Origin of the sequence: Bacillus sp. B19-2 (assembly GCF_022832475.1) — a bacterium.
Lineage (GTDB): Bacteria > Bacillota > Bacilli > Bacillales > Bacillaceae > Bacillus > Bacillus paralicheniformis.
In genome coordinates this window covers 832,304-855,406 of record NZ_JALHKQ010000001.1, presented here as the reverse complement: position 1 = coordinate 855,406, position 23,103 = coordinate 832,304, and the positions used below count along the sequence as shown (strand labels likewise).

Genomic DNA, 23,103 nt, shown 5'->3' with positions numbered 1-23,103 from the left:
ACGGGCCGCACATCCTATTCTTCAACAAGCCTTTTTTCATTCATCAGCTGTGAGACAGTTCCGATTTGATAGCCTTTTTCATGAAGGTTCTGTATCAAAACGGCAAGACTTTTTGCAGTTGGATCTGTCGGATGCATTAATATCATGGCGCCGTTATGTACTTTGCTTAATACCCGTTGCTGTAAGACGGCCGGCTGCGGTTTCTGCCAATCGATCGTATCAACTGTCCACATGATCGTTCCCATCCCCATCTTGTGAGCCTGATCCACAACCTCTTTGCGGAAGCTGCCGCTCGGCGGGGCGAACCATTTCGGCTTGACGCCGAGCGTTTCCTGTATTTGTTCATTTGTCATCCGCAGCTGTTCTGAAATACGTTCTCTCGTCAGTTTGCTCATATCCGGATGATTGTATGAATGGTTTCCGATTTCATGCCCGCCGTTTTGGATGGCTTTTGCGAGCTCGGGATGATGTTTCACCCATCTGCCCTCCAAAAAAAAGGTCGCTTTGACACGATGCTTTTCTAAAACGGGAAGCATCTCTTGCAAATATTCATTACCCCAAGCGACATTGATAATAAACGAGACCATCGGTTTATCCGGGTGTCCGCGGTAGATCGGCTCAGGCTTTAAGGATTCTAAATGAACGTCAGGTTTCACTTGATCATAAACGAGCAGCTTCTCATCAAATGCTCCGGCCCGTTTCATTTTTTTGTACGATTTTTCGATGTTTACTTTTAAGCCGTTGTAGCCGGGCATCGCTTTCCATATTTGATCAATTTTCGCATTCTGGGCCTTTACTTCATATTCAGGCGCTTTTTGCAAAAGCTCCTGGTACAATTCGTCCTTCTGAGCGGCAACCGTGACCGCGTCTTTTTTCATCGCATCTATGTAATGTTGTGAATACGGACGGTTCATCATCTGATAGGACATCAGCAAAAGAAAGAAAAAAACAGAAACACGAACAATCGTTCTTTTCAATTGTATTCCTCCCTTCCCCACAAAATATGTGAGAAAAGGACAAGATAGAACCGGACCGTTTTCACGGCTTAAAACAAAGAAGCCGGGTTACCCAGGCTTCCTTTTGCTTTGAAGACGAAGACAGAAGCAAGATAAAACACCGTTTTTTACGATTTTTGTTCTTCTTTTTCCTTCTGTTCACGCAGTACAGCTTTTCTTGATAAGTTGACGCGCCCTTGTTTATCGATTTCGGTAACCTTAACAAGGAGCTCGTCGCCGATTTTAACGACATCTTCGACTTTTCCTACCCGTTCGAGCGCAAGCTCTGAAATATGGACCAAACCGTCTTTTCCGCTGAACAGTTCAACGAAAGCTCCGAATTTTTCAATCCGTTTTACTTTACCTAAGTAAAGCTGTCCGACCTCAACTTCTCTGACAAGGTCTTCGATGATTTTCTTCGCTTTTTGGTTCATGCTTTCATCGGTGGAAGAGATGAAGATTGTGCCGTCTTGTTCAATATCGATTTTAACGCCTGTATCTTCAATGATCTTATTGATTTGTTTTCCGCTTGGTCCGATGACGTCGCGGATTTTATCCGGATTGATCGACATCGTCAAGATTTTCGGCGCATAAGGAGAAAGCTCTTTTCTTGATTCAGCCAATGTGCTCAGCATGCTTTCAAGAATTTCCATTCTGCCTTTTTTCGCCTGCTGAAGAGCCTCTTCCAAAATCTCTCTTGATAGGCCTTCAATCTTAATATCCATTTGCAGAGCTGTGACGCCTTTGGACGTTCCCGCAACTTTAAAGTCCATATCTCCGAGATGGTCTTCCATACCTTGAATATCGGTTAAGACCGTGTAGTTGTCACCTGATTTGACAAGACCCATTGCGATTCCGGCAACCGGAGCTTTAATCGGCACCCCTGCATCCATCATCGCAAGCGTGCTTGCACAAATGCTCGCCTGGGAAGTTGAACCGTTTGATTCAAGCACTTCAGAGACGAGGCGGATCGTGTACGGGAAGTCTTTTTCAGACGGAACAATCGGCTCAAGCGCACGTTCCCCGAGGGCTCCGTGCCCGATTTCGCGGCGTCCCGGTCCGCGCATCGGCCCTGTTTCCCCGACGCTGAACTGCGGGAAGTTGTAATGGTGCATAAAGCGTTTTGATTCCTCAACACCGAGACCATCCAAAATTTGCACATCGCCAAGCGCACCGAGCGTACAAATGCTGAGCGCCTGCGTCTGACCCCGTGTGAAAAGGCCTGAACCGTGTGTTCTCGGAAGGAGTCCGACTTCTGAAGAAAGCGGGCGGATCTCATCGACAGCCCGCCCGTCAGGACGAACTTTTTCCTCCGTGATCAGACGGCGCACTTCATTTTTAACAAGCTGCGACAAAGTGTCTTTCACTTGTTTCAGCGTGTCTTCATCGTGTTCCTCTTCTTCAAACTTGGCCAAAACCTCGTTCTTCACTTCGCTGATCGCGTCCTCGCGCGCGTGCTTTTCATGAACCTGGATTGCTTTTAAGAGGTTTGATTCGGCCATTCCCCGCACTTTTTCTTTCAGATCGGAATCGATCTCATACAGGGTGATTTCTGATTTTTCTTTCCCGACAGCGGCGACGATTTCCTCTTGGAACGCAATGAGCCGCTTGATCTCCTCGTGACCGAACATGATCGCTTCAAGCATGATCTCTTCCGGAACTTCGTCCGCTCCTGCTTCAACCATGTTGATCGCATCCTTCGTTCCCGCTACGACGAGGTGAATGTCGCTTTTTTCAAGCTGTTCAAGTGTCGGATTGATAATGAATTCGTTGTCAACCCGGCCTACCGTCACTCCGGCGATCGGCCCTTCAAACGGGATGTCCGATACGGACAGCGCAAGAGATGATCCGAACATTGCCGCCATTTCCGACGAACAATCCTGGTCAACACTCATGACGATGCTGACGACTTGAACTTCATTCCGGAAGCCGTCTGCGAACAGCGGACGGATCGGCCGGTCGATTAACCGGCTGGCGAGAATTGCTTTTTCGCTCGGTCTGCCCTCTCTTTTAATAAACCCGCCCGGAATCTTTCCGACGGCGTAAAGTCTTTCTTCATAATTCACGGTTAACGGGAAAAAGTCTACGGTTTTAGGTTCTTTTGAAGCCGTTGCGGTGCTGAGCACAGCGGTGTCTCCATAACGCACCATGACAGCTCCGTTTGCTTGTTTTGCAAGCTGGCCGGTTTCTACCGTCAGCTTGCGGCCGGCCCAATCTATGGAAAAGACATGTTTCTCTTGTCCCATTCTTATATGAACTCCTCTCTTCGGATAGTTTTTAGGTTACTCCTATTATGAACGAAATGAATTGAACATATCAATGGCAAAGTGCTATGTAAAGAATGAATCGGTGTCATTTAAAATCATTTATATGAACAACGCGTTTTGGAGTTGCCGGATATTCGTTCTTATACGATAAAAAAGCGGGAATCCTCCCGCTTTTTACGATTATCGACGTAATCCTAGTTTGTTGATCAACTCACGGTAACGAGTTACGTCTTTGTTACGAAGATACGTAAGAAGATTACGACGTTTACCTACCATTTTAAGAAGACCGCGACGTGAGTGATGGTCTTTCTTATGAGTGCGTAAATGCTCGTTCAAGTTGTTGATTTGATCTGTTAGGATAGCGATCTGAACTTCCGGTGATCCCGTGTCAGATTCGTGGGTTTTGAACTCATTGATGAGTTGTGTTTTACGCTCTTGAGTAATTGCCATCCTGTTTCACCTCCATATAATATTAGCCCCGATTACCTAGCAAACGCCGGTGATTCGATTTGCCAAGTGAACGGTTTTAAAGCTACAGACAATATGATACTAGAAATGCGGGCCTAATGCAACCATTTATGATGAAGTTTAGCTATTATCACCATTGTAGACGCGGATTGCCGTTTCCATACATCTAGATTCCGGCCGGCTTCCGCTCTCTGAAGAAGCGGATCGCTTCTTCTTTGTCTCTGGAAATCTGTTCGACAAGCTCGTCAACGCTGCCGAATTTTTTTTCGCTCCTCAGCCGCTTATACCATTCAACCTTAATTTCGGACCCGTATATGTCACGGTCAAAATCGAATAAGTTGACTTCGATTGAAGGCTGCCCCGGCCGTTTTTCGTAAAACGTCGGCTTGTATCCGACATTGCAGACGCCGTTGTAGACAGCGCCGCCGATTTCGGTTTTAACGGCATACACACCTGTCGGCGGGACGATGTATGTGTCTTTAAGGCCGATATTTGCGGTCGGAAATCCGATCGTTCGGCCCCTTTTATCGCCGTGGATCACAAAGCCTTTCACATGGTACGGCCTGCCGAGCAGTTCAGCGGCGTATTCGACGTCTCCGGCTCCCAGGACAGTGCGGATTCTCGTGGAGCTCACCTTTTGATCCTGATTGGAGTATTTTGCGACAGACGTGCTTTTGACACGGCCTTTCGCATACTCCTGGAAGTTTTCCATTGTGCCTTTGCCGAATTTCCCGAAGGTAAAGTCAAATCCGGCGACAACATGAGTAACGTGAAAGCCGAGTATATATTGATCGATAAATTCTTCAGGCGATAAAGAAGCGAATTCAGGGGTAAATGTGACAACGTATAAAAAATCGACCCCTAAATCTTCGATGATGCTGATTTTGTCCTGCAAAGGCGTGATTAAATCTTTTGGCTCCCGGCCTTTTTTGAGCACGGCAGAAGGGTGGGGATGAAAGGTCATCACCGACGTTTTGACCCCTTCTCTTGCCGCGGTGTTTTTTGCTGTAAGAATCACTTGCTGATGTCCCAGGTGAACACCGTCAAAATAGCCTAATGCCATAACTGATGTCGGAAAATCCTCACGCTTCAAGTCGTGTGGGTGGGAAATATGTATCGTCTTCAAGAACGGTCACCTTTTCTATTGTTCGCTTTTTTGCACGAGTACTTTTGCCGGCTTCAACAGGCCGGTTTTGGTCGGATGCGGATAATAGACGGCTGTGCACCGGCCTGCTTCCGTAAAGACCGCAATGCGGTCTTCGCTCGTTAAATGAGAAAAGCTGCCGGGCGTTTCAATCACCGCTCCATTTTCCACTTTCTTAGCTAATGTATCACTAATTATCCATTTCGGCAAATGATCAAGCGCACGTTCAATGGGGACGAGCTTTTCGGACAATGTTCCGCCAGCGATCAAGCCTTCGACGTCTTCAAAGGTCAAGCATTCATCAAGGGTAAAAGGGCCTGATGCGGTCCTGACCAGGTGGGACATATGCGCGGGATATCCGAGCTTTTCCCCGATTGTTACCGCCAAGGTCCTGACATATGTGCCTTTTGAACATGTCACAACAAACCGAAAGCGGGCTTTATCCTGCTCATGGCGAATCTCGGATGTCAATTCGATATGATGGATGGTGATGGCCCGCTTCGGCCGTTCAACCTCGATTCCGGCCCGCGCGTATTCATACAGCTTTTTGCCGCCTACCTTGACAGCGGAGTACATCGGCGGGACTTGCTCAATCGTTCCTTCAAGAGATTTCAGGACGCTCTGCACGGCCTGTTCATCAGGCGGCGCTAAGACGGGTTTCGTTTCCGTGACTTCTCCCGTCTGGTCTTCTGTCTCCGTGGAACAGCCAAGCGTGACCTCTGCATCATATGTTTTGGACTTTTCGGTCAAATACTCGACGATTTTGGTTGCTCTCCCGACACAGATCGGGAGGACGCCCGACACCTCGGGATCCAATGTGCCGGTATGGCCGACCTTTTTTGTTTTCAACAGTTTGCGGATCTTCATGACGCAGTCGTGCGAAGTCATGCCGACCGGTTTATGTAACAGAAGGACTCCGTTATACATTCGTGTTTCTTCGCCCCTTTCTCATTTGGAGCTAAAAAGGACAGGCAGTCGCCCGCCTATCCTTTTTCAGCTTATGATTCTTCTTTGTTTTCGTTCAGCTCGTGAATCAATGTTTCGATACGGTTTCCGTAATCGATCGATTCATCGAACTCAAAATGGATTTCAGGTGTTTTGCGAAGCCTGATTCGGTTTCCAAGTTCGGAACGAATAAAGCCCTTTGCTTTTGCCAGGCCTTTGAGCGTTTCTTCCCGTTTCTTTTCATCGCCTAAAACGGAAATATACACTTTGGCAATTTGCAGATCACCTGAGACCCTGACATCAGTGACTGTTAAAAATCCGATCCGCGGATCTTTCAGCTTTCTGCCGATAATGTCACCAAGTTCTTTTTTCATCTGCTCACCCACACGGGTAGCTCTCATCGTCATGACCATACCACCTCTACGTTAAAACCACTCTGTTCTCGTGATCGTCCGTTCAATTTCCGGAAAAGAGTCGATAAAGCTCAGAACCCGTTGCAGCTCTTTTTCCGTTTGCACGCGAGAGGAAGAAACGGCGGCGATACCAAAGCTTGTGCGCTGCCACGTGTCCTGGTAGTCAATTTCTGAAACAGAAACGTTGAACTTTGCGCGGATTCTTGTGATCACCCGCTTCAGCACCGCCCGTTTTTCCTTGAGTGATGATGCATCGTAAATGATGCATTCGCATTCAACGAAACCGATCACTTTCTTTCAATTTCTTGCATAACATACGCTTCGATCATATCGCCTTCGCGTATGTCGTTGTATTTCTTAATGGTGATACCACATTCATATCCTTGTGAAACTTCTTTTACATCATCTTTAAAGCGTTTCAGCACATCGACTTCACCTTCATAGATGACGACGCCGTCGCGGATCAAGCGGATTCCGCTGTCACGCGTGATCGTACCTTCCGTTACATAGCCTCCGGCAATCGTTCCGATTTTAGAGACTTTGAATGTTTGACGGACTTCAACCATGCCGATCACTTTTTCTTCATACTCAGGATCAAGCATGCCTTTCATGGCTGCTTCGATCTCATCGATGACTTTATAAATGATGCGGTGAAGGCGGATATCCACATTTTCGGCTTCGGCGGTACTCTTAGCATTTCCGTCAGGTCTGACATTAAACCCGATCACGATTGCATTTGATGCAGAAGCTAAAATAATGTCTGATTCGGTAATCGCACCTACGCCTGTGTGGATGATTTTGACTCTGACGCCTTCGACTTCTATTTTTTGCAGCGCTGCAACGAGAGCTTCAGCAGAGCCTTGCACATCAGCTTTGACAACGAGATTAATGTCTTTGACATCGCCTTGTTTAATCTGTTCAAACAAGTCATCAAGGCTGAGCTTCGCTTTATCGCTGCGCTGTTCTTCAAGCTGTTTGGAAGCGCGCGCTTCGCCGACTGAACGGGCTGTTTTTTCGTCTTTGAACACAAGGAACTGATCCCCTGCGTTCGGAACTTCGTTCAACCCGGTGATTTCAACAGGTGTTGACGGCCCCGCTGATTTAACGCGTCTGCCGACATCATTGACCATCGCGCGAACGCGTCCGAATGTGTTCCCGACGACGATCGGATCTCCGACGTGAAGCGTTCCGTTTTGAACGAGCAGTGTTGCGACAGAACCTTTTCCTTTATCAAGCTCGGCTTCGATGACAGTTCCTTTTGCTCTGCGGTTCGGATTCGCTTTGAGCTCCTCGACCTCGCTGACGAGCAGGATCATTTCGATCAGCTCATCGATCCCCTCTCCTGACAGTGCTGAAAGAGGAACGAAAATCGTCTCGCCTCCCCATGCTTCAGGAACAAGACCGTGCTCTGTCAGCTCCTGCATCACCCGGTCAGGGTTTGCCGTCGGTTTGTCGATTTTGTTGACAGCGACGATGATCGGCACTTCAGCCGCTTTCGCATGGTTGATCGCTTCGACCGTCTGCGGCATGACCCCGTCATCTGCAGCTACGACGAGAATCGTAATATCCGTAACTTCCGCACCGCGTGCGCGCATCGTTGTGAATGCGGCGTGGCCCGGAGTGTCAAGGAAGGTGATTTTTTTGCCGTTTTCCTCGATCTGATAAGCGCCAATGTGCTGTGTGATGCCTCCGGCTTCGCCTTCGACGACCTTCGTTTTTCTGATGCTGTCGAGAAGCGTTGTTTTTCCGTGGTCGACGTGACCCATGATCGTTACGACAGGAGGACGGATTTCGAGGTCTTCTTCTTGATCCGGCTCTTCGTATTTTTCGAACTCGGTTTCTTCAAGGACGATCACTTCTTCGACTTCGACGCCGTATTCTGAAGCGATCAGCTCAACGGTATCTTTGTCAAGATCTTGGTTGATCGTTGCCATAGTGCCGAGAAGCATCAATTTTTTAATGATTTCTGACGGTTCTTTTCCGAGCTCTTCAGCAAGCTGCCCGACCGACATTGAGTTGGTAAATTCGATTTTTTCAGGCAGTTCTTTTTTCGGCTTGAACTGCTTCTCATGCGGAGATTGATGATTTTTACCGCGCTTGTTCTTTTTGTTATTGTTGTTGTTGTTTTTCTTCTTGTTTTTATTGTTAAATTGAGTATTCTGCACGTTATTCTTCTTTCCGTCTCGATTTTTGTTTGGCTTACTTCCGGCATTCTGTTTTGCGGCTTCTTGCTGCGGCTTTTGTCCGCCTGTACCGGCATCCTTTTTATTTCCCGCAGGTTTAGCGCCCTTCTTGAATTTTTGATCGAGTTGTTTGATCGCATTTTCCTCGATCATCGCCATATGGTTATTGACTTCGATATTCATATCTTTCAATGCCGCGATAATATCCTTACTTGAAACATTTATGGCTTTTGCATATTCATAAACTCTCATTTTAGCCATTCGTTCACCCCCAAAAAAATTAATCGAGCTTTCGGAGCAACGTATTCGCAAAACCTTGATCAGTGACAGCAACAACCACACGGGATTCTTTGCCGATTGAACGGCCCAAAAGCATACGATCTCCGACTTTTTTCACCGGTACATCGTAGTGCCTGCATTTGTCGGTTACTTTTTTCTCCGTGTTAGCCGATGCGTCGTCTGCAAGCAAAACAAGCTTTGCGCGCGAATGCCTGATTTCTTTCACAACCAGGTCTTCTCCGGACACGACCTTTCGAGCTCGATTCGCCAGACCCAGCAAGGAAAACCATTCTGATTCCGACATTTATCTGTTCTCCTTTTCCGCCAGTTCCAGCAGTTCATCAAAAATCTGATCATCAATCTGTGCTTGAAGCTGATTTGCTAAGCTGTTTTTCTTTTTTGCAGTTAAAATGACGTCTTTATCAAGTGTAAGGTAGGCTCCCCGGCCGTTCTTCTTACCGGTCGGGTCTACGGAAACTTCCCCTTCCTTCGAACGGACGACGCGGATGAGCTCCTTTTTAGGCTTCATTTCCCCTGTTACGACGCATTTTCTAAGCGGGATCTTCTTTCGGCTTTTCACCAAAGGTCACCTCTTATTCATCCGATTCTGGAGTTTCGCTTTCCAAGAAAAGCTCTTCCGGCTCCTCTTCTTCAAGCTCCCTTGGATAAATTCCAAGCTCTCTTGCATCTGTTTCGCTTTTAATATCGATCTTCCAGCTTGTCAGCTTGGCTGCCAGGCGGGCGTTTTGACCTCTTTTTCCGATGGCGAGCGACAGCTGGTAGTCAGGAACGACAACCGTTGTCGCCTTATCCTCTTCATTGACGATGACGTCGAGCACTTTTGAAGGGCTCAGCGCATTGGCGACGAATTCAACCGGATCGTTTGACCAGTGAACAATGTCAATTTTCTCGCCTTTCAATTCATTGACGATCGCCTGAACACGCTGACCCTTCGGTCCGACGCAGGCGCCGACGGGATCGATGTCGGGATTATCCGTGCGGACGGAAATCTTCGAGCGGTCTCCCGCTTCTCGCGCCACGGATTTGAGCTCGACCGTTCCATCGTAAATTTCCGGGACTTCGATTTCAAAGAGCCGTTTTAATAAACCTGGATGAGTTCTTGAAACGTAAATCTGCGGACCCTTCGTCGTTTTTTCGACTTTTGTAATGAACACTTTGATCCGGTCATGAGGCTTGTAGACTTCATTCGGCATCTGTTCTGCAACCGGCAGAAGCGCCTCGATTTTTCCTAAAGAAACATAGATGAACTTATTGTCGATCCGCTGAACGATGCCTGTCATGATATCTTCTTCACGATCGATGAATTCGGAATAGATGACGCCGCGCTCCGCTTCACGGACGCGCTGGGTCACGACCTGCTTTGCCGTCTGGGCAGCGATGCGGCCGAAATCTTTTGGCGTCACTTCGATTTCCACGACATCTCCGACAATGTAGTTCGGATTGATGTTTACGGCATCTTCAATCGAGATTTCAAGGCGAGGATCATACACTTCATCCACGACATCTTTGCGGGCGAAAACGCGGATTGAACCGGTGTCGCGATTTAAATCTACCCTGACGTTCTGCGCCTGGTTGAAGTTCCGCTTATAAGCGGAAATGAGCGCAGCTTCAATTGCTTCAATAATAATGTCCTTACTGATTCCCTTTTCTTTTTCAAGAACAGTCAGGGCATCTAACAACTCACTACTCATGTTTATGGTTTCCCCCTTAAACAGTCAAAAATTAATTGAACGAAACAGCCAGCCTTGCTTTGGCTACTTTATCATATGGAATATTGATCGTTTTCCGGCGCGTTTTGATCATCACCGCGACTTCCACGTTTTCACCGTCAAATGCGGAAAGCTCGCCTTCAAACTCTTTATTGCCTTCAATAGGTTCGTACGTTTTAATATATACGTTTTTTCCGAGCGCTTTCATGAAATCGGCTTCTTTCTTTAAAGGCCTCTCAGCTCCAGGTGACGATACTTCAAGAAAATAGTTTTGCTTGATCGGATCAGCCTCGTCGAGCTTTTCACTAAGAGCTTCGCTAACCTTGGCACATTCCTCGATGTCCACGCCGTCATCTGAATCAATAAACACGCGAAGAAACCAGCTCGGACCTTCCTTGACAAATTCGATGTCAACGAGCTCAAGCTGAAGATTGTCTAGTATAGGCTGGACCATTTCGCTGACGGTATCGATCACTTTGTTACTCATACTTTTCCTCCTTGTGCAGGCTCCCATTCATCGGTTCCCTCGTAAAAACCCTGCTTCAAAAGCAGGGGATTTTAGAAAAAACGATGAACATGTCGAGACAAAATTGCCTGTTCAATACAAAAGAGCGGGTTTCCCCACTCTTCGCCTCGGCTATCGTTAGCATTTCCAATAAAACTATACCATAACCATATTTTTATTGCAAATCATGACAGCGTTATTCAAGCTTTTTGCAGACCTGGCTGAGACCCGGTTGATATTTCGTCATCCGGTTTTTTGTATGAGCATCAGGTATACAATTCGAATGCCGGCGATGATTCCTGCCAAAATCAGCTGCCTGCTTGAGCAGGCAGCATTAGAATTAGAATAATGACAGCTGGTTCTGATCTGGAAGCGACTCGAGACAGCCGTGGCGCTCCAAGTATTCCATGATCGTTTTTGACACCTTGCCTCTTTTTTGCAAATCTTCTTTGGAAAGAAATTCGCCTTCTCCCCTCGCTTTGACAATATTCAAAGCGGCGTTTGTTCCAAGCCCCGGTATTGAATTAAACGGCGGAATCAAGCTGTTTCCGTCAATGATGAATTCGGAAGCGCTCGATCTGTATAAGTCGACTTTTTGGAAAGAGAAGCCCCTTTCGCACATTTCAAGCGCCAGCTCAAGCACCGTGAGCAAACTTTTCTCTTTCGGAGAAGCGTCAAGGCCTTTAGAGTTGATGTCATCCATGACGGCTCTGATCGCTGTCGACCCTTTGATCATCGTTTCGATGTCAAAGTCGTCGGCCCGCACCGTAAAGTATGCTGCGTAGTAGAGCAGCGGATGATGGACTTTAAAATAAGCGATTCTGACCGCCATCAATACATATGCCGCAGCGTGGGCTTTCGGGAACATGTATTTGATTTTTTTACAGGAATCGATATACCAGTCCGGAACATTATTATTCTTCATTTCTTCTTCCCACTCAGGTGTCAGTCCCTTACCTTTACGGACAAATTCCATAATCTTAAAGGCGAGGGATGGCTCAAGCCCCTGGTAGATTAAGTACACCATAATGTCATCACGGCAGCCGATTACTTCGCTCAGTTCACAAATATTGTTGTGAATCAGCTCCTGCGCGTTGCCGAGCCATACGTCCGTGCCGTGTGACAGGCCGGAAATCTGAACGAGCTCGGAAAATGTCGTCGGCTTGGTGTCTTCGAGCATCTGTCTGACAAAGCGGGTTCCGAATTCAGGGATGCCAAGCGTTCCGGTTTTACAGCCGATCTGCTCCTCGGTTACCCCTAAAGATTCTGTCCCTTGGAAAATTTTCATCACTTCGGGATCATCGGTCGGAATCGTCTTCGGATCAATCCCGCTCAGATCCTGGAGCATACGGATGACCGTCGGATCATCGTGCCCGAGAATATCCAGCTTCAGCAGGTTGTCATGGATGGAATGGAAGTCAAAGTGCGTCGTCTTCCATTCGGAATCGGTGGCATCCGCCGGAAACTGGATTGGTGAAAAGTCGTAAATATCCATATAATCAGGCACAACGATGATTCCGCCCGGGTGCTGTCCTGTCGTTCGCTTGACGCCTGTACAGCCTTGGACAAGGCGGTCGATTTCCGCCCCGCGCATATGCAAATTGTTGTCGTTAGCATACCCTTTGACATACCCGTAAGCCGTTTTTTCGGCGACTGTGCCGATCGTTCCCGCACGGTAGACGTTATCCTCTCCGAACAGGACTTTCGTATAGTTGTGGGCGTGCGGCTGGTATTCGCCTGAGAAGTTCAAGTCGATATCAGGGACCTTGTCCCCTTTAAACCCCAGAAACGTCTCAAACGGAATGTCGTGGCCGTCTTTTCTGTAGGCCGCTCCGCACTTCGGACAGTCTTTGTCAGGCAAATCAAACCCCGAACCGACCGATCCGTCGTTGAAAAACTCGGAATGGCGGCAATCCGGACAGACGTAATGCGGCGGCAGCGGGTTGACCTCGGTAATTTCCGTCAATGTTGCGACAAGAGAAGAACCGACCGATCCCCTTGAACCGACGAGATAGCCGTCATCAAGGGAGCGTTTTACAAGCTTATGAGAGATCAGATAGATGACGGCGAATCCATGGCCGATAATACTTTTCAGCTCTTTTTCGATCCGCTTTTCGACGATTTCCGGAAGGTCGTCGCCGTAAATGCTTTTTGCTTTCTCATAGCTCATGCGGCGGATTTCGTCATCTGCGCCTTCGATCTTCGGTGTGTAAAGATCGTCTTTGATCGGCTTGATTTCTTCAATTCGCTCGCTGATCAAGCGGGTGTTCTTGACCACGATTTCTTTCGCTTTTTCCTCACCCAAAAATGAAAAGGCCTCAAGCATTTCATCCGTCGAACGGAAATGAACGTTCGGCAGCTCGTGCCTGTTGAGCGGATTTGCGCCGCCTTGTGAGGACACCAGAATCTTCCGGTAAATTTTATCCTCAGGGTTCAGGTAATGAACATTCCCTGTTGCCACTACCGGAATATTCAGCTTCTCGCCGAGCTTTGTGATGTTGGCGATGATTTCTTTTAACGCTTTTTCATCCCTGACGAGTTCAAGCTGGAGCAAGTGCCGGTAGACTTCAGGCGGCATGACTTCAAGATAGTCATAAAATGAAGCGATGTCTTCGACTTCTTCCGGCGATTTCTGCATCATGCCTTCGAATACTTCGCCTTTGTCGCACGCCGAACCGATTAAAAGGCCTTCTCTGTATTTTTCAAGCTGTGATCTTGGGATCCTCGGCACCCTGTAAAAATAATGGATATGTGAAAGCGAAACGAGTTTGAAAAGGTTTTTCAAGCCTGTTTCGTTGACCGCCAAAAGGGTCGCGTGATATGGCCTTGAACGCTGATAGGCATTGGACTGTCCCATATTTTCATTCAGCTGATCGTGGTACAGAATATTTTTTTCGGCCGCGTCTTTCAGCATCTTCACAAGGAGATAGCCTGTCGCTTCGGTATCATAAATCGCCCTGTGGTGCTGGGTAAGCTCGATGTCAAACTTTTTACAAAGCGTATTCAGCCTGTGGTTTTTGAATTCCGGATAAAGAAAACGGCCCAGCTCAAGTGTGTCAATGACCGGGTTCTGCACTTTCTCCGAATTCAGCAGACGCTTGTAGGCGACATTGATAAAGCCGATGTCAAAGCTTGCATTGTGAGCGACAAGCGTGTGATCTCCGATCCATTCTTTAAAATCTCGGATGACCTCTTCGGCTTCAGGCGCATCTTTCAGCATATCATCGGTAATCCCCGTCAGCTCGATGATCGTAGCCGATAAAGGGCGATGCGGGTTGGCAAACCTTTCAAAGCGTTCGATGATCTCCCCGCCTTTTACTTTTACGGCGGCCAGCTCGATGATCGTATCATAGACGGCCGACAGCCCCGTCGTCTCGACGTCGAACACGACATATGTCTCCTCTTCAAGCAGACGGTGCACAGGATTGTAGGCAATCGGCACGCCGTCGTCGACGAGGTTGGCTTCAAGTCCGTAGATCATTTTCACGCCATGCTTTTTGCTCGCCGCGAATGCATCAGGAAACGATTGGACAACAGCGTGGTCAGTGAGCGCGATAGCCGGATGCCCCCATTTTTTCGCCTGTTCGACAAGCTTGCCGATGCTTGATACGGCATCCATCTGGCTCATCGGTGAATGGAGGTGGAGCTCGACACGTTTTTCGTCCTCCGGTGCTGTATCTTCACGGGTTTTCGCTTTGATTTCATTGACATCGTTGGCGATCATCACCAAATCGCGGACGAACGTATCGTTTTGAATGCTGCCTCTCGCCTTTACCCACATCCCTTTTTTCAGGGACTTCATCAAAACAGCGTCCTCTTTTTCACGCGCGAACATTTTGATGAGAATGCTATTTGTATAGTCGGTTATTTTAAAGATACAAAGCGTTCTGCCGCTTTTCAGCTCTCTTGTTTCAGCGTCGAATACATAGCCTTGCACCGTAATTCTCCGCTCTTCATCCATGATGCTGTCAAGCGTTCTGATCTCTTCAGAGTCTTTAATCTGGTAGCCGATTTGAAGAGGGCCTGACGGCGCTTCATCGTCTTGGGCTTCCTTATCCTGCTTTTCCATTTCGATTAAAGCCTGAAGGGCTCTCTCTTGATCTTCGGCCATTTTTTGTTCTCTGAATTTCTGAATCTCTTGATCTGACACAAAGATTTCTGTATCGAGCTGAAGCTCAGGAAAACCGAATGTGCAGTAGCTAGACTGGATGAGCGAGCTGTATTTCTTTTTTAAAGCGGATGCTTCTGTATCTGTTTTCGTTTTAAGCAGGATTTTGTTCCCCATAAGCTTGGGCTTTTGGTCGTTCAAAAGCGTCAAAATCGGCGGGGAAATACCGTCGAGTTCCTGGATGCAGCGCGTCCAGTAATCTTGAACAAGCTGCTCGTCAATCGAAGGGTTTTCCGCCTCGATGGAACAGGTGACCTGAGCGATATGGGAAAAGGTGCGGGTCAGCTGGGTGTGAAACCGTTCGAAGATTTGATAAGGCAGGACATTTTTCAATTTAAAGTGAAAGTGCCATGTCTTCTTGTTTTTATGAACGGTCAGCTTTATGATTTGTCCGCCTTCAAGATGGCGGATCATCGTATCTTCCGTTACATTCAGCTGCTGCAGAAGAATTTGAAACTGTCTTCTGTTGACAGAAAGCTGGTCTTCCAAGACAGATTCCTCCCTAAAAGAAAGTCATAATTGAAGGTACCTTGGGACGATTCCCGAGGTACCTTCCTTTACTCTAGTTTAACATGTTTAAGCGTGAGAAGATAAGCTCTTGACTTGTTTTTCGACAAAGTCCAAAAGCTCTTCAGCGGCGACTTCAAAGGATTCTCCGGTTTTGCGGATCTTCACTTCGACAACGCCTTCATCAGCTCTTTTTCCGACCGTGACGCGAATCGGCAGACCGATCAAATCGGAATCTGCAAATTTAACGCCGGCCCGTTCAGCACGGTCATCAAACAGTACGTCATAGCCGTTCGCTTTAAAATCTTCATACAGCTTTTCGGCAAGCTGAACCTGCGCGTCATTTTTCATGTTAAGCGCGAGGATGTGCAGGTCATACGGCGTCACTTCCAGCGGCCAGATCAAGCCTTTATCGTCATGATGCTGCTCAACGATGGCCGAAAGCGTCCGGGAAATCCCGATTCCATAGCAGCCCATCAGCATCGGCTGAGCGCGTCCGTTTTCGTCAAGGTATGTTGCGTCCATCGCTTCAGAATAGCGGGTGCCGAGTTTAAAAACTTGTCCGACTTCGATTCCTTTTGCAAAACGGATCGTTCCGTTTCCATCCGGTGAAGGGTCTCCTTCCTGGATAAAGCGGAGATCGGCGAATGTCACATTGTGCGCATCCCGGCTGATATTGACGTTTTGATAATGGTAATCTGTTTTATTCGCTCCTGCCGCTGCGTTTGCCATCGCCTTCACAGCAAAGTCTGCAAAGATTTCGATTTCACGGTCGAGCCCCACCGGTCCGACAAAGCCGGGCTCAGTACCCGTTATCTCAGCAACCTCTTCGGCGCTTGCGAATTCGATCGTTTCTGCTTGGAGCAGGTTCTTCACCTTAATATCGTTGACTTCATGATCCCCTCTCGTCAACACGAGGACAAAACGTCCGTCTGCTTTCATGAGCATTGATTTCATGCAGTCTGACGGGGATATGCCAAGAAATGCGGCAACTTCTTCGATCGTTTTGACCGAAGGTGTGTGGACTTCCTGGAGCTCTTTCATTTCAGCCTGCTCGCCAGCAGCGGCTTCCTTTACTTCAGCCATTTCGATGTTGGCAGCGTATGAAGACTGATCAGAGTACGCAATTGTATCTTCACCGACATCAGACAATGCCATAAATTCATGGGTATCCTTACCGCCCATCGCGCCTGAATCTGCAATGACCGGTCTGAAATTCAAGCCGCAGCGCGTAAACACATTCGTATACGCTTGGTACATATCATTGTACGTTTCATCAAGGCTTTCGGCGGAAGAATGGAAGGAATACGCATCCTTCATGATGAATTCGCGGCCTCTCAACAGACCGAAGCGCGGGCGCTTTTCATCGCGGAATTTAGATTGGATCTGGTAAAGGGTCAGCGGAAGGCGCTTGTACGATTTCACTTCATCTCTGACGATGCTTGTGATGACCTCTTCGTGTGTCGCGCCAAGGGCAAATTCGCGGCCGTGGCGGTCTTTCAGCCTCATGAGCTCAGGACCGTACGTGTACCATCTTCCCGATTCCTGCCAAGTTTCCGCCTGCTGGAGCGCCGGCATCAGCATTTCGACGGCATTGATTTTCTCCATTTCTTCGCGGACAATGCTCTGGATTTTATGAATGACTTTATTGGCAAGAGGCATATAGCTGTATACACCGCTTGTGTTTTGTCTGATAAACCCCGCTCTGAGAAGAAGCTGATGGCTTTTCGCTTCAGCATCAGCCGGCACTTCGCGGAGCGTAGGAATTAAAGTCCTGCTCTGTCTCATTCGTTCGCACCTCATTTGTTTCAGTTGGTTACTTTTTGAGTCGGGAACAGCGTCCCTAAAAAAGAGCCTTTTAAAAGGCTTGGCTGCACTTAAAAAAGGCGATTGGTTTTACAGAAATAAGCGCTGGATATCGTTCCATGTGACGACAAGCATTAAGAGCATCAAAAATGCGACGCCGACAAAGACGACAAACGCTTCTTTCTCTCGGTTGATCGGCTTTCCGCGGATCGCTTCAATAAACAGGAACAACAGTCTGCCGCCGTCCAGCGCAGGGATTGGCAGAAGGTTGACGATCCCGAGGTTGATGCTTAAAAATGCGGCCAGCTTCAGCAGGTTGATAACGCCTGTCTTGGCCACTTGGTCTGTCATGTCATAAATGCCGACAGGACCGGCCAGCATGTCGATTGAGAATTGTCCCGTGACGAGCTTTCCGAGATTGGTCACGATGCTCTGCGCCACTGTCGCCGTTTCGGTCGCACCGTAGGAAATCGATGTCAGGATTCCTGTTTTCACCGGGTTGTAAGCGCCGAATCTGCCGACGGTTTCATCCCCTGCCTTGACAGCTTCAGGTGTTACATATTTCGTCACCTTAACGTTGTCACGCATCACAACGATTTTCAGTTCTTTTTCAGGGTGTTCCCTGACCGTGTTGACAATATCCGTCCACGATCTCATGTTCTCGCCGTTAATCGTTTGAATGCGGTCTCCTTCCTGGAGCCCCGCTTCCGCCGCCCGTCCGTTGTCTATCAACTTGCCGAGCACCGGCTCGTCAGACGGCACTCCCTGCATCAGGCCGAGCATGACGAGAATGACATAAGCCAAAATAAAGTTCATGATCGGGCCGGCCGCAATCGCCTTTATACGCTGCCAAACCGTTTTTGAATGGAATTGGCGGTTGTAAGGAGCGATCTGGACTTCTTCCCCGTCTACGATGAAAAAGGACGTTTCACTGACAGAAAAGGAAGAGAGATGATCTTCATTGCCGTGCTCATAGCCCGTAATCCTCATCTGGTGCTCCAGATCAGCCTGCTCCACTTCGATGACCAATGCGTCAGGATATTTTTCTTTTTGGTTGATAATGATCTTTTCGACTTTGTTTTCGCTGTCGAACAACAGCCCGACCGTATAACCGGGCTTCACTTCAATCATCTCAGGATCTTCACCGGCCATTCTGACAAAGCCGCCGATCGGAAGAAGCCTGATCGTATAAACGGTCTCATTTTTCTTAAACGAAAAGATTTTCGGACCGAAGCCGATAGCAAACTCCCGGCACAGTATTCCGGCTCTTTGAGCAAGGATGAGATGACCAAGCTCATGGAAAAATACGAGCGTTCCAAAAATAAGAATAAACGCGATCACAGTATTCACGAACATACCACCTTATGTGAGTAATGTTTGGACAAACTTTCTGGCGTCTTTGTCCACTTCACGGATCTCTTGAAGGCTCGGCTTTGCGATCACCTGATGGCTTTCCAAAGCTTTTTCAATGATGTCTTCAATCCCGAGAAAGGAAATCCTGCCTGAAAGAAATGCCGCAACGGCTTCCTCGTTGGCCGCGTTTAAAACAGTCGGCATTGTACCGCCTATTTTACCTGATTCATAAGCGAATTGTAAGCAGCGGAACCTTTCAAAATCAGCTTGGGCAAAATTCAGCTGTCCGACTTCCCAGAGTTCGAGTGATTTGGCTTCATCAAACGGCAGGCGTTCCGGATAGCTGAGCGCATATTGAATCGGCACTCTCATATCAGGTGTGCCAAGCTGGGCGATGACGCTTCGGTCGTGGAATTCCACCATTGAATGAATGATGCTTTCTTTGTGAAGGAGGACATCGATCCGGTCATAAGGCACATCAAACAGCCAGTGCGCTTCAATGACCTCGAGCCCTTTATTCATCATTGTAGCCGAATCGATCGTGATTTTTGCACCCATCGACCAATTTGGATGATTGAGGGCTTCTTCCACTGTGACGCCTTCAAGTTCCTGCCTTGTTCTGTCCCTGAAGCTGCCGCCTGAAGCCGTGACGATCAGCCGTTTCATATGCTTCGGATTTTCCCCTTGGAGCGCCTGAAAAATCGCGGAATGCTCGCTGTCGACGGGCAAGAGCGGGACATCGTATGTTTGGGCGTGTTCTTTCACTATATGACCGGCTGTCACGAGAGTTTCCTTATTTGCAAGCGCGACTGTTTTTTTATGCTCCATCGCCTTTAAAGTCGGCAGAAGGCCGACGCTGCCGACGAGAGCGTTGACGACGACATCCGCTTCCGGACTAACGGCCGCTTCGATTAAAGATTCCTCCCCGATCCCTGTTTTAAAGGTGTAAGAAAAAGAATGCTGTTTTAATGCTTCATATGTATGCTCATCCCCTACGGATACATACTTCGGTTTAAATGTTTCAATGATTTCTGCCGCTTTTTCGGCGTTTTTTCCGAAAGACATGGCGGTCAGCTGAAACTTATCGTCATGCGCTTTGATCACATCAAGCGTCTGTTCTCCTATGGAGCCTGTCGCCCCCAATAGACATATGTTCTTCAAAATTGCCGCACCTCTGTTTCTTTCTAGCTATCAGTACCCTTTTCTATCATAGCCCGAACGGCTGAAAAAGAACAAGCAGGAAGTACAGAACCGGCATGACAAATAAAAAGCTGTCAAAGCGGTCCAGCATTCCGCCGTGTCCCGGAAGGATCCGGCCCGAGTCTTTCACTTTGTAGTGCCTTTTGAACGCAGACTCGGCCAAATCGCCGATCTGACCGACGATTGATAAAAGCACGGTAATGATCAGCACAAACAGATAAGCGTGCGGAAAACCTGTGGCAGCCTGATAAATCGCGGAAAAAACGACCGCTGTCAAAATTCCGCCCCAAAAGCCTTCAACCGTTTTGTTAGGGCTGATTTCAGGCCAGAGCTTCCGCTTTCCAAACGCCTTTCCGATAAAATAAGCGCCGGAATCCGTTGACCAGACGACGCCGATTGCAAAAAAGACATAGCTGAGTCCGATGTTTCTGATTTCAATAAAGTAATAAAACCCGAATCCGATATAAATGGCTGCCAGCGCCACGAATGCCGCTTCGTCAAAAGTAAACGAGTTTTTGCTGAGCACCGTGTATGCCAAAAGCAAAAGGACGGCCAAAAAGACGACCTCCCCTTTGGTAATGCCCAGCCCCGCGGCTTCCGCATACTGGCTTGGATACAGCAAAACCGCCAAAAGCAGCAGGCTGATGATACCCGGAGCGCTGATGAGCTTCAGGCCTTTCATTCTTAAAAGTTCAAATAGAGCGAGTATACCTATTGCATAAACTAGCAGGGTGAACGGCAGCTTGCCAAAAATCACGAGCGGCAGAAAAACCGCTGCCGCGATCACACCCGTCAATATTCTCTGTTTCATCTGCACCATCCTCTAAATTCCGCCAAACCTTCTCCCGCGACGCTGATATTCTCCGATAGCCTGAAGCAAGTGAACGTCTTTAAAATCAGGCCACAATACATCGGTAAATAAAAATTCGCTGTAGGCAAGCTGCCAAAGCATGAAGTTGCTCAGCCTGATCTCGCCGCTTGTGCGAATCAGCAAATCAGGGTCCTGCAAAGCTTCTGTCATTAAATAGTCGGAAAATAGCTTTTCATCGATTTCCTCGGTATTCAATGTGCCTTTTTTGGCTTCTTCGGCGATTCTCTTTGCGGCTCTGACGATTTCTGCACGTCCCCCGTAATTCAATGCAAAATTAAGAATAAGTCCGTCATTGTTCTCCGTATCACGGATGGCTTTTTCAACCGCGCGGATCGTGTGGGGCGGCAGTCCTTCCCTATCGCCTGTCAAGCGGACCCGGACATTTTCTTCGACCAGCTCCGGGAGATACGTTCCCAGGAACTCTTCAGGCAGCTTCATCAGAAAGTCAACCTCAAACTTAGGACGCTTCCAATTTTCCGTCGAAAAGGCATACAGCGTCAACGCTTTGACACCGAGCTCATTGGCAAGCTTTGTCGTCTGTCTGACCACCTTCATGCCTTCGTGATGACCCGCGATGCGGGGCATCGCCCGTTTCTTTGCCCAACGGCCGTTTCCGTCCATAATAATGGCGATATGTTCAGGAATTTCTCCTTTTAAAATATTTTCTTTTGTGTAACATTCCATGTTGGAAGCAGCTGAATGCTGGTTCTTCCAATTTTTGAGTATATTGAGCATGAGAGTCCTCCATCACCCAAAAGGTTGCTTTCCTGTTATATCGTTCTAGATAACAACAGTATTAACAAAAAAACCCCCTGTAAACATGAGAGGGTCTTTTCACTATTATCTATTGTACAGAGTTTTTCATTAAACTTCCATGATTTCTTTCTCTTTATCTTTTGTGATCTCATCAATTTTTGACACATATTCATCTGTCAGCTTTTGTACGTCTTCCGTTGAAGAGCGCAATTCATCCTCAGTCATTTCACCATTTTTCTCTAGTTTTTTCAGATCGTCATTCGCATCGCGGCGGATGTTGCGGACCGCGACTTTGGCATCTTCCGAATATTTTTTCACGAGCTTGGCAAGCTCTTTTCTGCGCTCTTCAGTTAGAGCAGGGATCGTGATCCGGATGATGTTGCCGTCATTTGACGGAGTGATGCCGAGGTCGGCTTTTTGAATCGCTTTTTCAATATCGCCGAGCGCTGTTTTGTCATATGGTGTGATGAGGAGCATCCGCGCTTCCGGAACCGTAATGGACGCGATCTGGTTTAAAGGCGTCTGCGCTCCGTAGTATTCAACTGTCACTTTGTCCAGCAAAGACGGATTTGCACGTCCTGCACGTACAGTGGCCAATTCGCGCTGATAAGCGCCTATCGCTTTTTCCATCCGTTCTTTTGTTTCATTCATCACTTGAGTTGACACGTTATTTCCCCCTTACGATTGTACCGATTTGTTCGCCTAAAACGGCTTTTTTAATATTTCCTTCTTCCATAATAGAAAAGACGATCAGCGGGATGTCGTTATCCATGCAAAGTGAAGAAGCGGTTGAATCCATGACGGCCAAACCGTCTTTTAACACATCGAGATAAGACAATTTTTCATATTTTACGGCTGTTTCGTCAGTTCGAGGATCGGCATTGTATACACCGTCGACATTATTTTTAGCCATTAAGATGACGTCGGCTTCGATTTCAGCCGCTCTGAGCGCTGCTGTCGTATCCGTTGAGAAGTATGGATTGCCTGTACCGGCAGCGAAGATGACGACGCGCTTCTTTTCAAGATGGCGAATCGCTTTTCTTCTTATGTATGGCTCAGCGACCTGCCTCATTTCGATGGATGTCTGAACTCTTGATTGAATCCCGAGCGTTTCAAGGCTGTCTTGCAGCGCAAGGGAATTCATGACCGTTGCAAGCATTCCCATGTAGTCCGCTGTTGCGCGGTCCATTCCGAGATCGCTGCCCGTTTTTCCGCGCCACAGGTTGCCGCCGCCGACGACGACCGCCACTTCAACATCAAGCTCGGCGATTTCTTTCACCTGTTTGGCGATGGACTGGATCACGGTCGGATTGATGCCGTTTCCCTGTTCACCCGCAAGGGCTTCTCCGCTAAGCTTTAATACGATACGATTATACTTTGGTTTTTCCATAATAACCTCCAAGTGCATGCTTGCCGTTATTTATTATGCAAGAGAAAAAAAGGTTTGTAAACTGTTTTAAAAATAGGGACACAAATTGTGTCCCCTATTTTCTTTGAAAAGATCCTGCCGTGT

Annotated in this window: 20 protein-coding genes; all 20 read right to left on the bottom strand. The window is 47.8% G+C overall.

Translation table 11 applies throughout. The features are described 5' to 3' along the window. Positions 1-14 precede the first annotated feature (14 nt). The 20 genes from MST20_RS04435 to pyrH all read right to left on the bottom strand — a co-directional run bounded on the left by MST20_RS04435 (position 15) and on the right by pyrH (position 22,980). Positions 15-977, bottom strand: coding sequence for a polysaccharide deacetylase family protein (locus MST20_RS04435; protein WP_377903082.1), 963 nt, complete (start codon positions 975-977; stop codon positions 15-17). A 146-nt stretch (positions 978-1,123) separates the two neighbouring features. Next, complete coding sequence (gene pnp / locus MST20_RS04430; protein WP_243940334.1) at positions 1,124-3,241, bottom strand: polyribonucleotide nucleotidyltransferase; 2,118 nt, start codon at positions 3,239-3,241, stop codon at positions 1,124-1,126. Between the two features lie 201 nt (positions 3,242-3,442). Then, on the bottom strand, positions 3,443-3,712 hold the full coding sequence (gene rpsO, locus MST20_RS04425) for a 30S ribosomal protein S15 (protein WP_003181879.1): 270 nt from the start codon (positions 3,710-3,712) through the stop codon (positions 3,443-3,445). 184 nt (positions 3,713-3,896) lie between these two features. Further along, the gene (gene ribF, locus MST20_RS04420; RefSeq protein ID WP_243940332.1) at positions 3,897-4,856 is read right to left on the bottom strand and encodes a bifunctional riboflavin kinase/FAD synthetase; all 960 of its coding nucleotides are present in this window, start codon (positions 4,854-4,856) and stop codon (positions 3,897-3,899) included. A gap of 15 nt (positions 4,857-4,871) precedes the next feature. Next, complete coding sequence (truB, locus tag MST20_RS04415; RefSeq protein ID WP_165426989.1) at positions 4,872-5,801, bottom strand: tRNA pseudouridine(55) synthase TruB; 930 nt, start codon at positions 5,799-5,801, stop codon at positions 4,872-4,874. Between the two features lie 71 nt (positions 5,802-5,872). Then, positions 5,873-6,226 carry a 30S ribosome-binding factor RbfA gene (gene rbfA / locus MST20_RS04410; RefSeq protein ID WP_154997438.1) on the bottom strand — a complete coding sequence of 118 codons (354 nt, stop codon included), beginning with the start codon at positions 6,224-6,226 and terminating at the stop codon, positions 5,873-5,875. 18 nt (positions 6,227-6,244) lie between these two features. Then, positions 6,245-6,523 (bottom strand): DUF503 domain-containing protein, encoded by a 279-nt coding sequence (locus MST20_RS04405; protein ID WP_020451433.1) that lies wholly within the window; start codon positions 6,521-6,523, stop codon positions 6,245-6,247. Beyond that, a complete protein-coding gene (gene infB, locus MST20_RS04400; protein ID WP_243940330.1) occupies positions 6,520-8,676 on the bottom strand; it encodes a translation initiation factor IF-2 in 2,157 nt (718 codons plus the stop codon). Before infB ends, MST20_RS04405 begins: the two co-directional genes overlap by 4 nt. A gap of 19 nt (positions 8,677-8,695) precedes the next feature. Continuing rightward, entirely contained in the window at positions 8,696-8,998 is a 303-nt protein-coding gene (locus MST20_RS04395) for a YlxQ family RNA-binding protein (RefSeq protein ID WP_020451431.1), read from the bottom strand. Next, positions 8,999-9,274, bottom strand: a complete 276-nt coding sequence (gene rnpM, locus MST20_RS04390) for an RNase P modulator RnpM (protein ID WP_029327011.1) — start codon at positions 9,272-9,274, stop codon at positions 8,999-9,001. Between the two features lie 13 nt (positions 9,275-9,287). Next, on the bottom strand, positions 9,288-10,406 hold the full coding sequence (nusA, locus tag MST20_RS04385; protein ID WP_003181864.1) for a transcription termination factor NusA: 1,119 nt from the start codon (positions 10,404-10,406) through the stop codon (positions 9,288-9,290). 31 nt (positions 10,407-10,437) lie between these two features. After that, positions 10,438-10,911 carry a ribosome maturation factor RimP gene (gene rimP / locus MST20_RS04380; protein ID WP_023857195.1) on the bottom strand — a complete coding sequence of 158 codons (474 nt, stop codon included), beginning with the start codon at positions 10,909-10,911 and terminating at the stop codon, positions 10,438-10,440. A 358-nt stretch (positions 10,912-11,269) separates the two neighbouring features. Continuing rightward, positions 11,270-15,586, bottom strand: a complete 4,317-nt coding sequence (locus MST20_RS04375; protein WP_243940328.1) for a PolC-type DNA polymerase III — start codon at positions 15,584-15,586, stop codon at positions 11,270-11,272. Positions 15,587-15,673: 87 nt separating this feature from the next. Continuing rightward, positions 15,674-17,392, bottom strand: a complete 1,719-nt coding sequence (locus MST20_RS04370) for a proline--tRNA ligase (protein ID WP_243940326.1) — start codon at positions 17,390-17,392, stop codon at positions 15,674-15,676. Positions 17,393-17,500: 108 nt separating this feature from the next. Beyond that, a complete protein-coding gene (rseP, locus tag MST20_RS04365) occupies positions 17,501-18,766 on the bottom strand; it encodes an RIP metalloprotease RseP (protein ID WP_095323561.1) in 1,266 nt (421 codons plus the stop codon). Positions 18,767-18,772: 6 nt separating this feature from the next. Beyond that, on the bottom strand, positions 18,773-19,924 hold the full coding sequence (gene dxr / locus MST20_RS04360; protein ID WP_243940324.1) for a 1-deoxy-D-xylulose-5-phosphate reductoisomerase: 1,152 nt from the start codon (positions 19,922-19,924) through the stop codon (positions 18,773-18,775). 46 nt (positions 19,925-19,970) lie between these two features. Beyond that, positions 19,971-20,774, bottom strand: a complete 804-nt coding sequence (locus MST20_RS04355) for a phosphatidate cytidylyltransferase (RefSeq protein ID WP_279599904.1) — start codon at positions 20,772-20,774, stop codon at positions 19,971-19,973. 12 nt (positions 20,775-20,786) lie between these two features. Continuing rightward, positions 20,787-21,569, bottom strand: coding sequence for an isoprenyl transferase (locus MST20_RS04350; RefSeq protein ID WP_020451418.1), 783 nt, complete (start codon positions 21,567-21,569; stop codon positions 20,787-20,789). Positions 21,570-21,698: 129 nt separating this feature from the next. Next, positions 21,699-22,241: a ribosome recycling factor gene (gene frr, locus MST20_RS04345; protein ID WP_279599950.1), complete on the bottom strand. Its 543-nt coding sequence runs from the start codon at positions 22,239-22,241 to the stop codon at positions 21,699-21,701. Between the two features lie 16 nt (positions 22,242-22,257). Then, positions 22,258-22,980: a UMP kinase gene (gene pyrH / locus MST20_RS04340; protein ID WP_020451416.1), complete on the bottom strand. Its 723-nt coding sequence runs from the start codon at positions 22,978-22,980 to the stop codon at positions 22,258-22,260. Between the last annotated feature and the right edge of the window lie 123 nt (positions 22,981-23,103).

What these genes read in the sequence shown, in the direction of transcription:
- pnp (WP_243940334.1), bottom strand. Translation starts at nt 3,241, where the DNA reads ATGGGACAAGAGAAACATGTCTTTTCCATAGATTGGGCCGGCCGCAAG.
- rpsO (WP_003181879.1), bottom strand. Translation starts at nt 3,712, where the DNA reads ATGGCAATTACTCAAGAGCGTAAAACACAACTCATCAATGAGTTCAAA.
- truB (WP_165426989.1), bottom strand. Translation starts at nt 5,801, where the DNA reads ATGTATAACGGAGTCCTTCTGTTACATAAACCGGTCGGCATGACTTCG.
- rbfA (WP_154997438.1), bottom strand. Translation starts at nt 6,226, where the DNA reads ATGACGATGAGAGCTACCCGTGTGGGTGAGCAGATGAAAAAAGAACTT.
- infB (WP_243940330.1), bottom strand. Translation starts at nt 8,676, where the DNA reads ATGGCTAAAATGAGAGTTTATGAATATGCAAAAGCCATAAATGTTTCA.
- MST20_RS04395 (WP_020451431.1), bottom strand. Translation starts at nt 8,998, where the DNA reads ATGTCGGAATCAGAATGGTTTTCCTTGCTGGGTCTGGCGAATCGAGCT.
- nusA (WP_003181864.1), bottom strand. Translation starts at nt 10,406, where the DNA reads ATGAGTAGTGAGTTGTTAGATGCCCTGACTGTTCTTGAAAAAGAAAAG.
- rimP (WP_023857195.1), bottom strand. Translation starts at nt 10,911, where the DNA reads ATGAGTAACAAAGTGATCGATACCGTCAGCGAAATGGTCCAGCCTATA.
- MST20_RS04370 (WP_243940326.1), bottom strand. Translation starts at nt 17,392, where the DNA reads ATGAGACAGAGCAGGACTTTAATTCCTACGCTCCGCGAAGTGCCGGCT.
- rseP (WP_095323561.1), bottom strand. Translation starts at nt 18,766, where the DNA reads ATGTTCGTGAATACTGTGATCGCGTTTATTCTTATTTTTGGAACGCTC.
- MST20_RS04355 (WP_279599904.1), bottom strand. Translation starts at nt 20,774, where the DNA reads ATGAAACAGAGAATATTGACGGGTGTGATCGCGGCAGCGGTTTTTCTG.
- MST20_RS04350 (WP_020451418.1), bottom strand. Translation starts at nt 21,569, where the DNA reads ATGCTCAATATACTCAAAAATTGGAAGAACCAGCATTCAGCTGCTTCC.
- frr (WP_279599950.1), bottom strand. Translation starts at nt 22,241, where the DNA reads ATGAATGAAACAAAAGAACGGATGGAAAAAGCGATAGGCGCTTATCAG.
- pyrH (WP_020451416.1), bottom strand. Translation starts at nt 22,980, where the DNA reads ATGGAAAAACCAAAGTATAATCGTATCGTATTAAAGCTTAGCGGAGAA.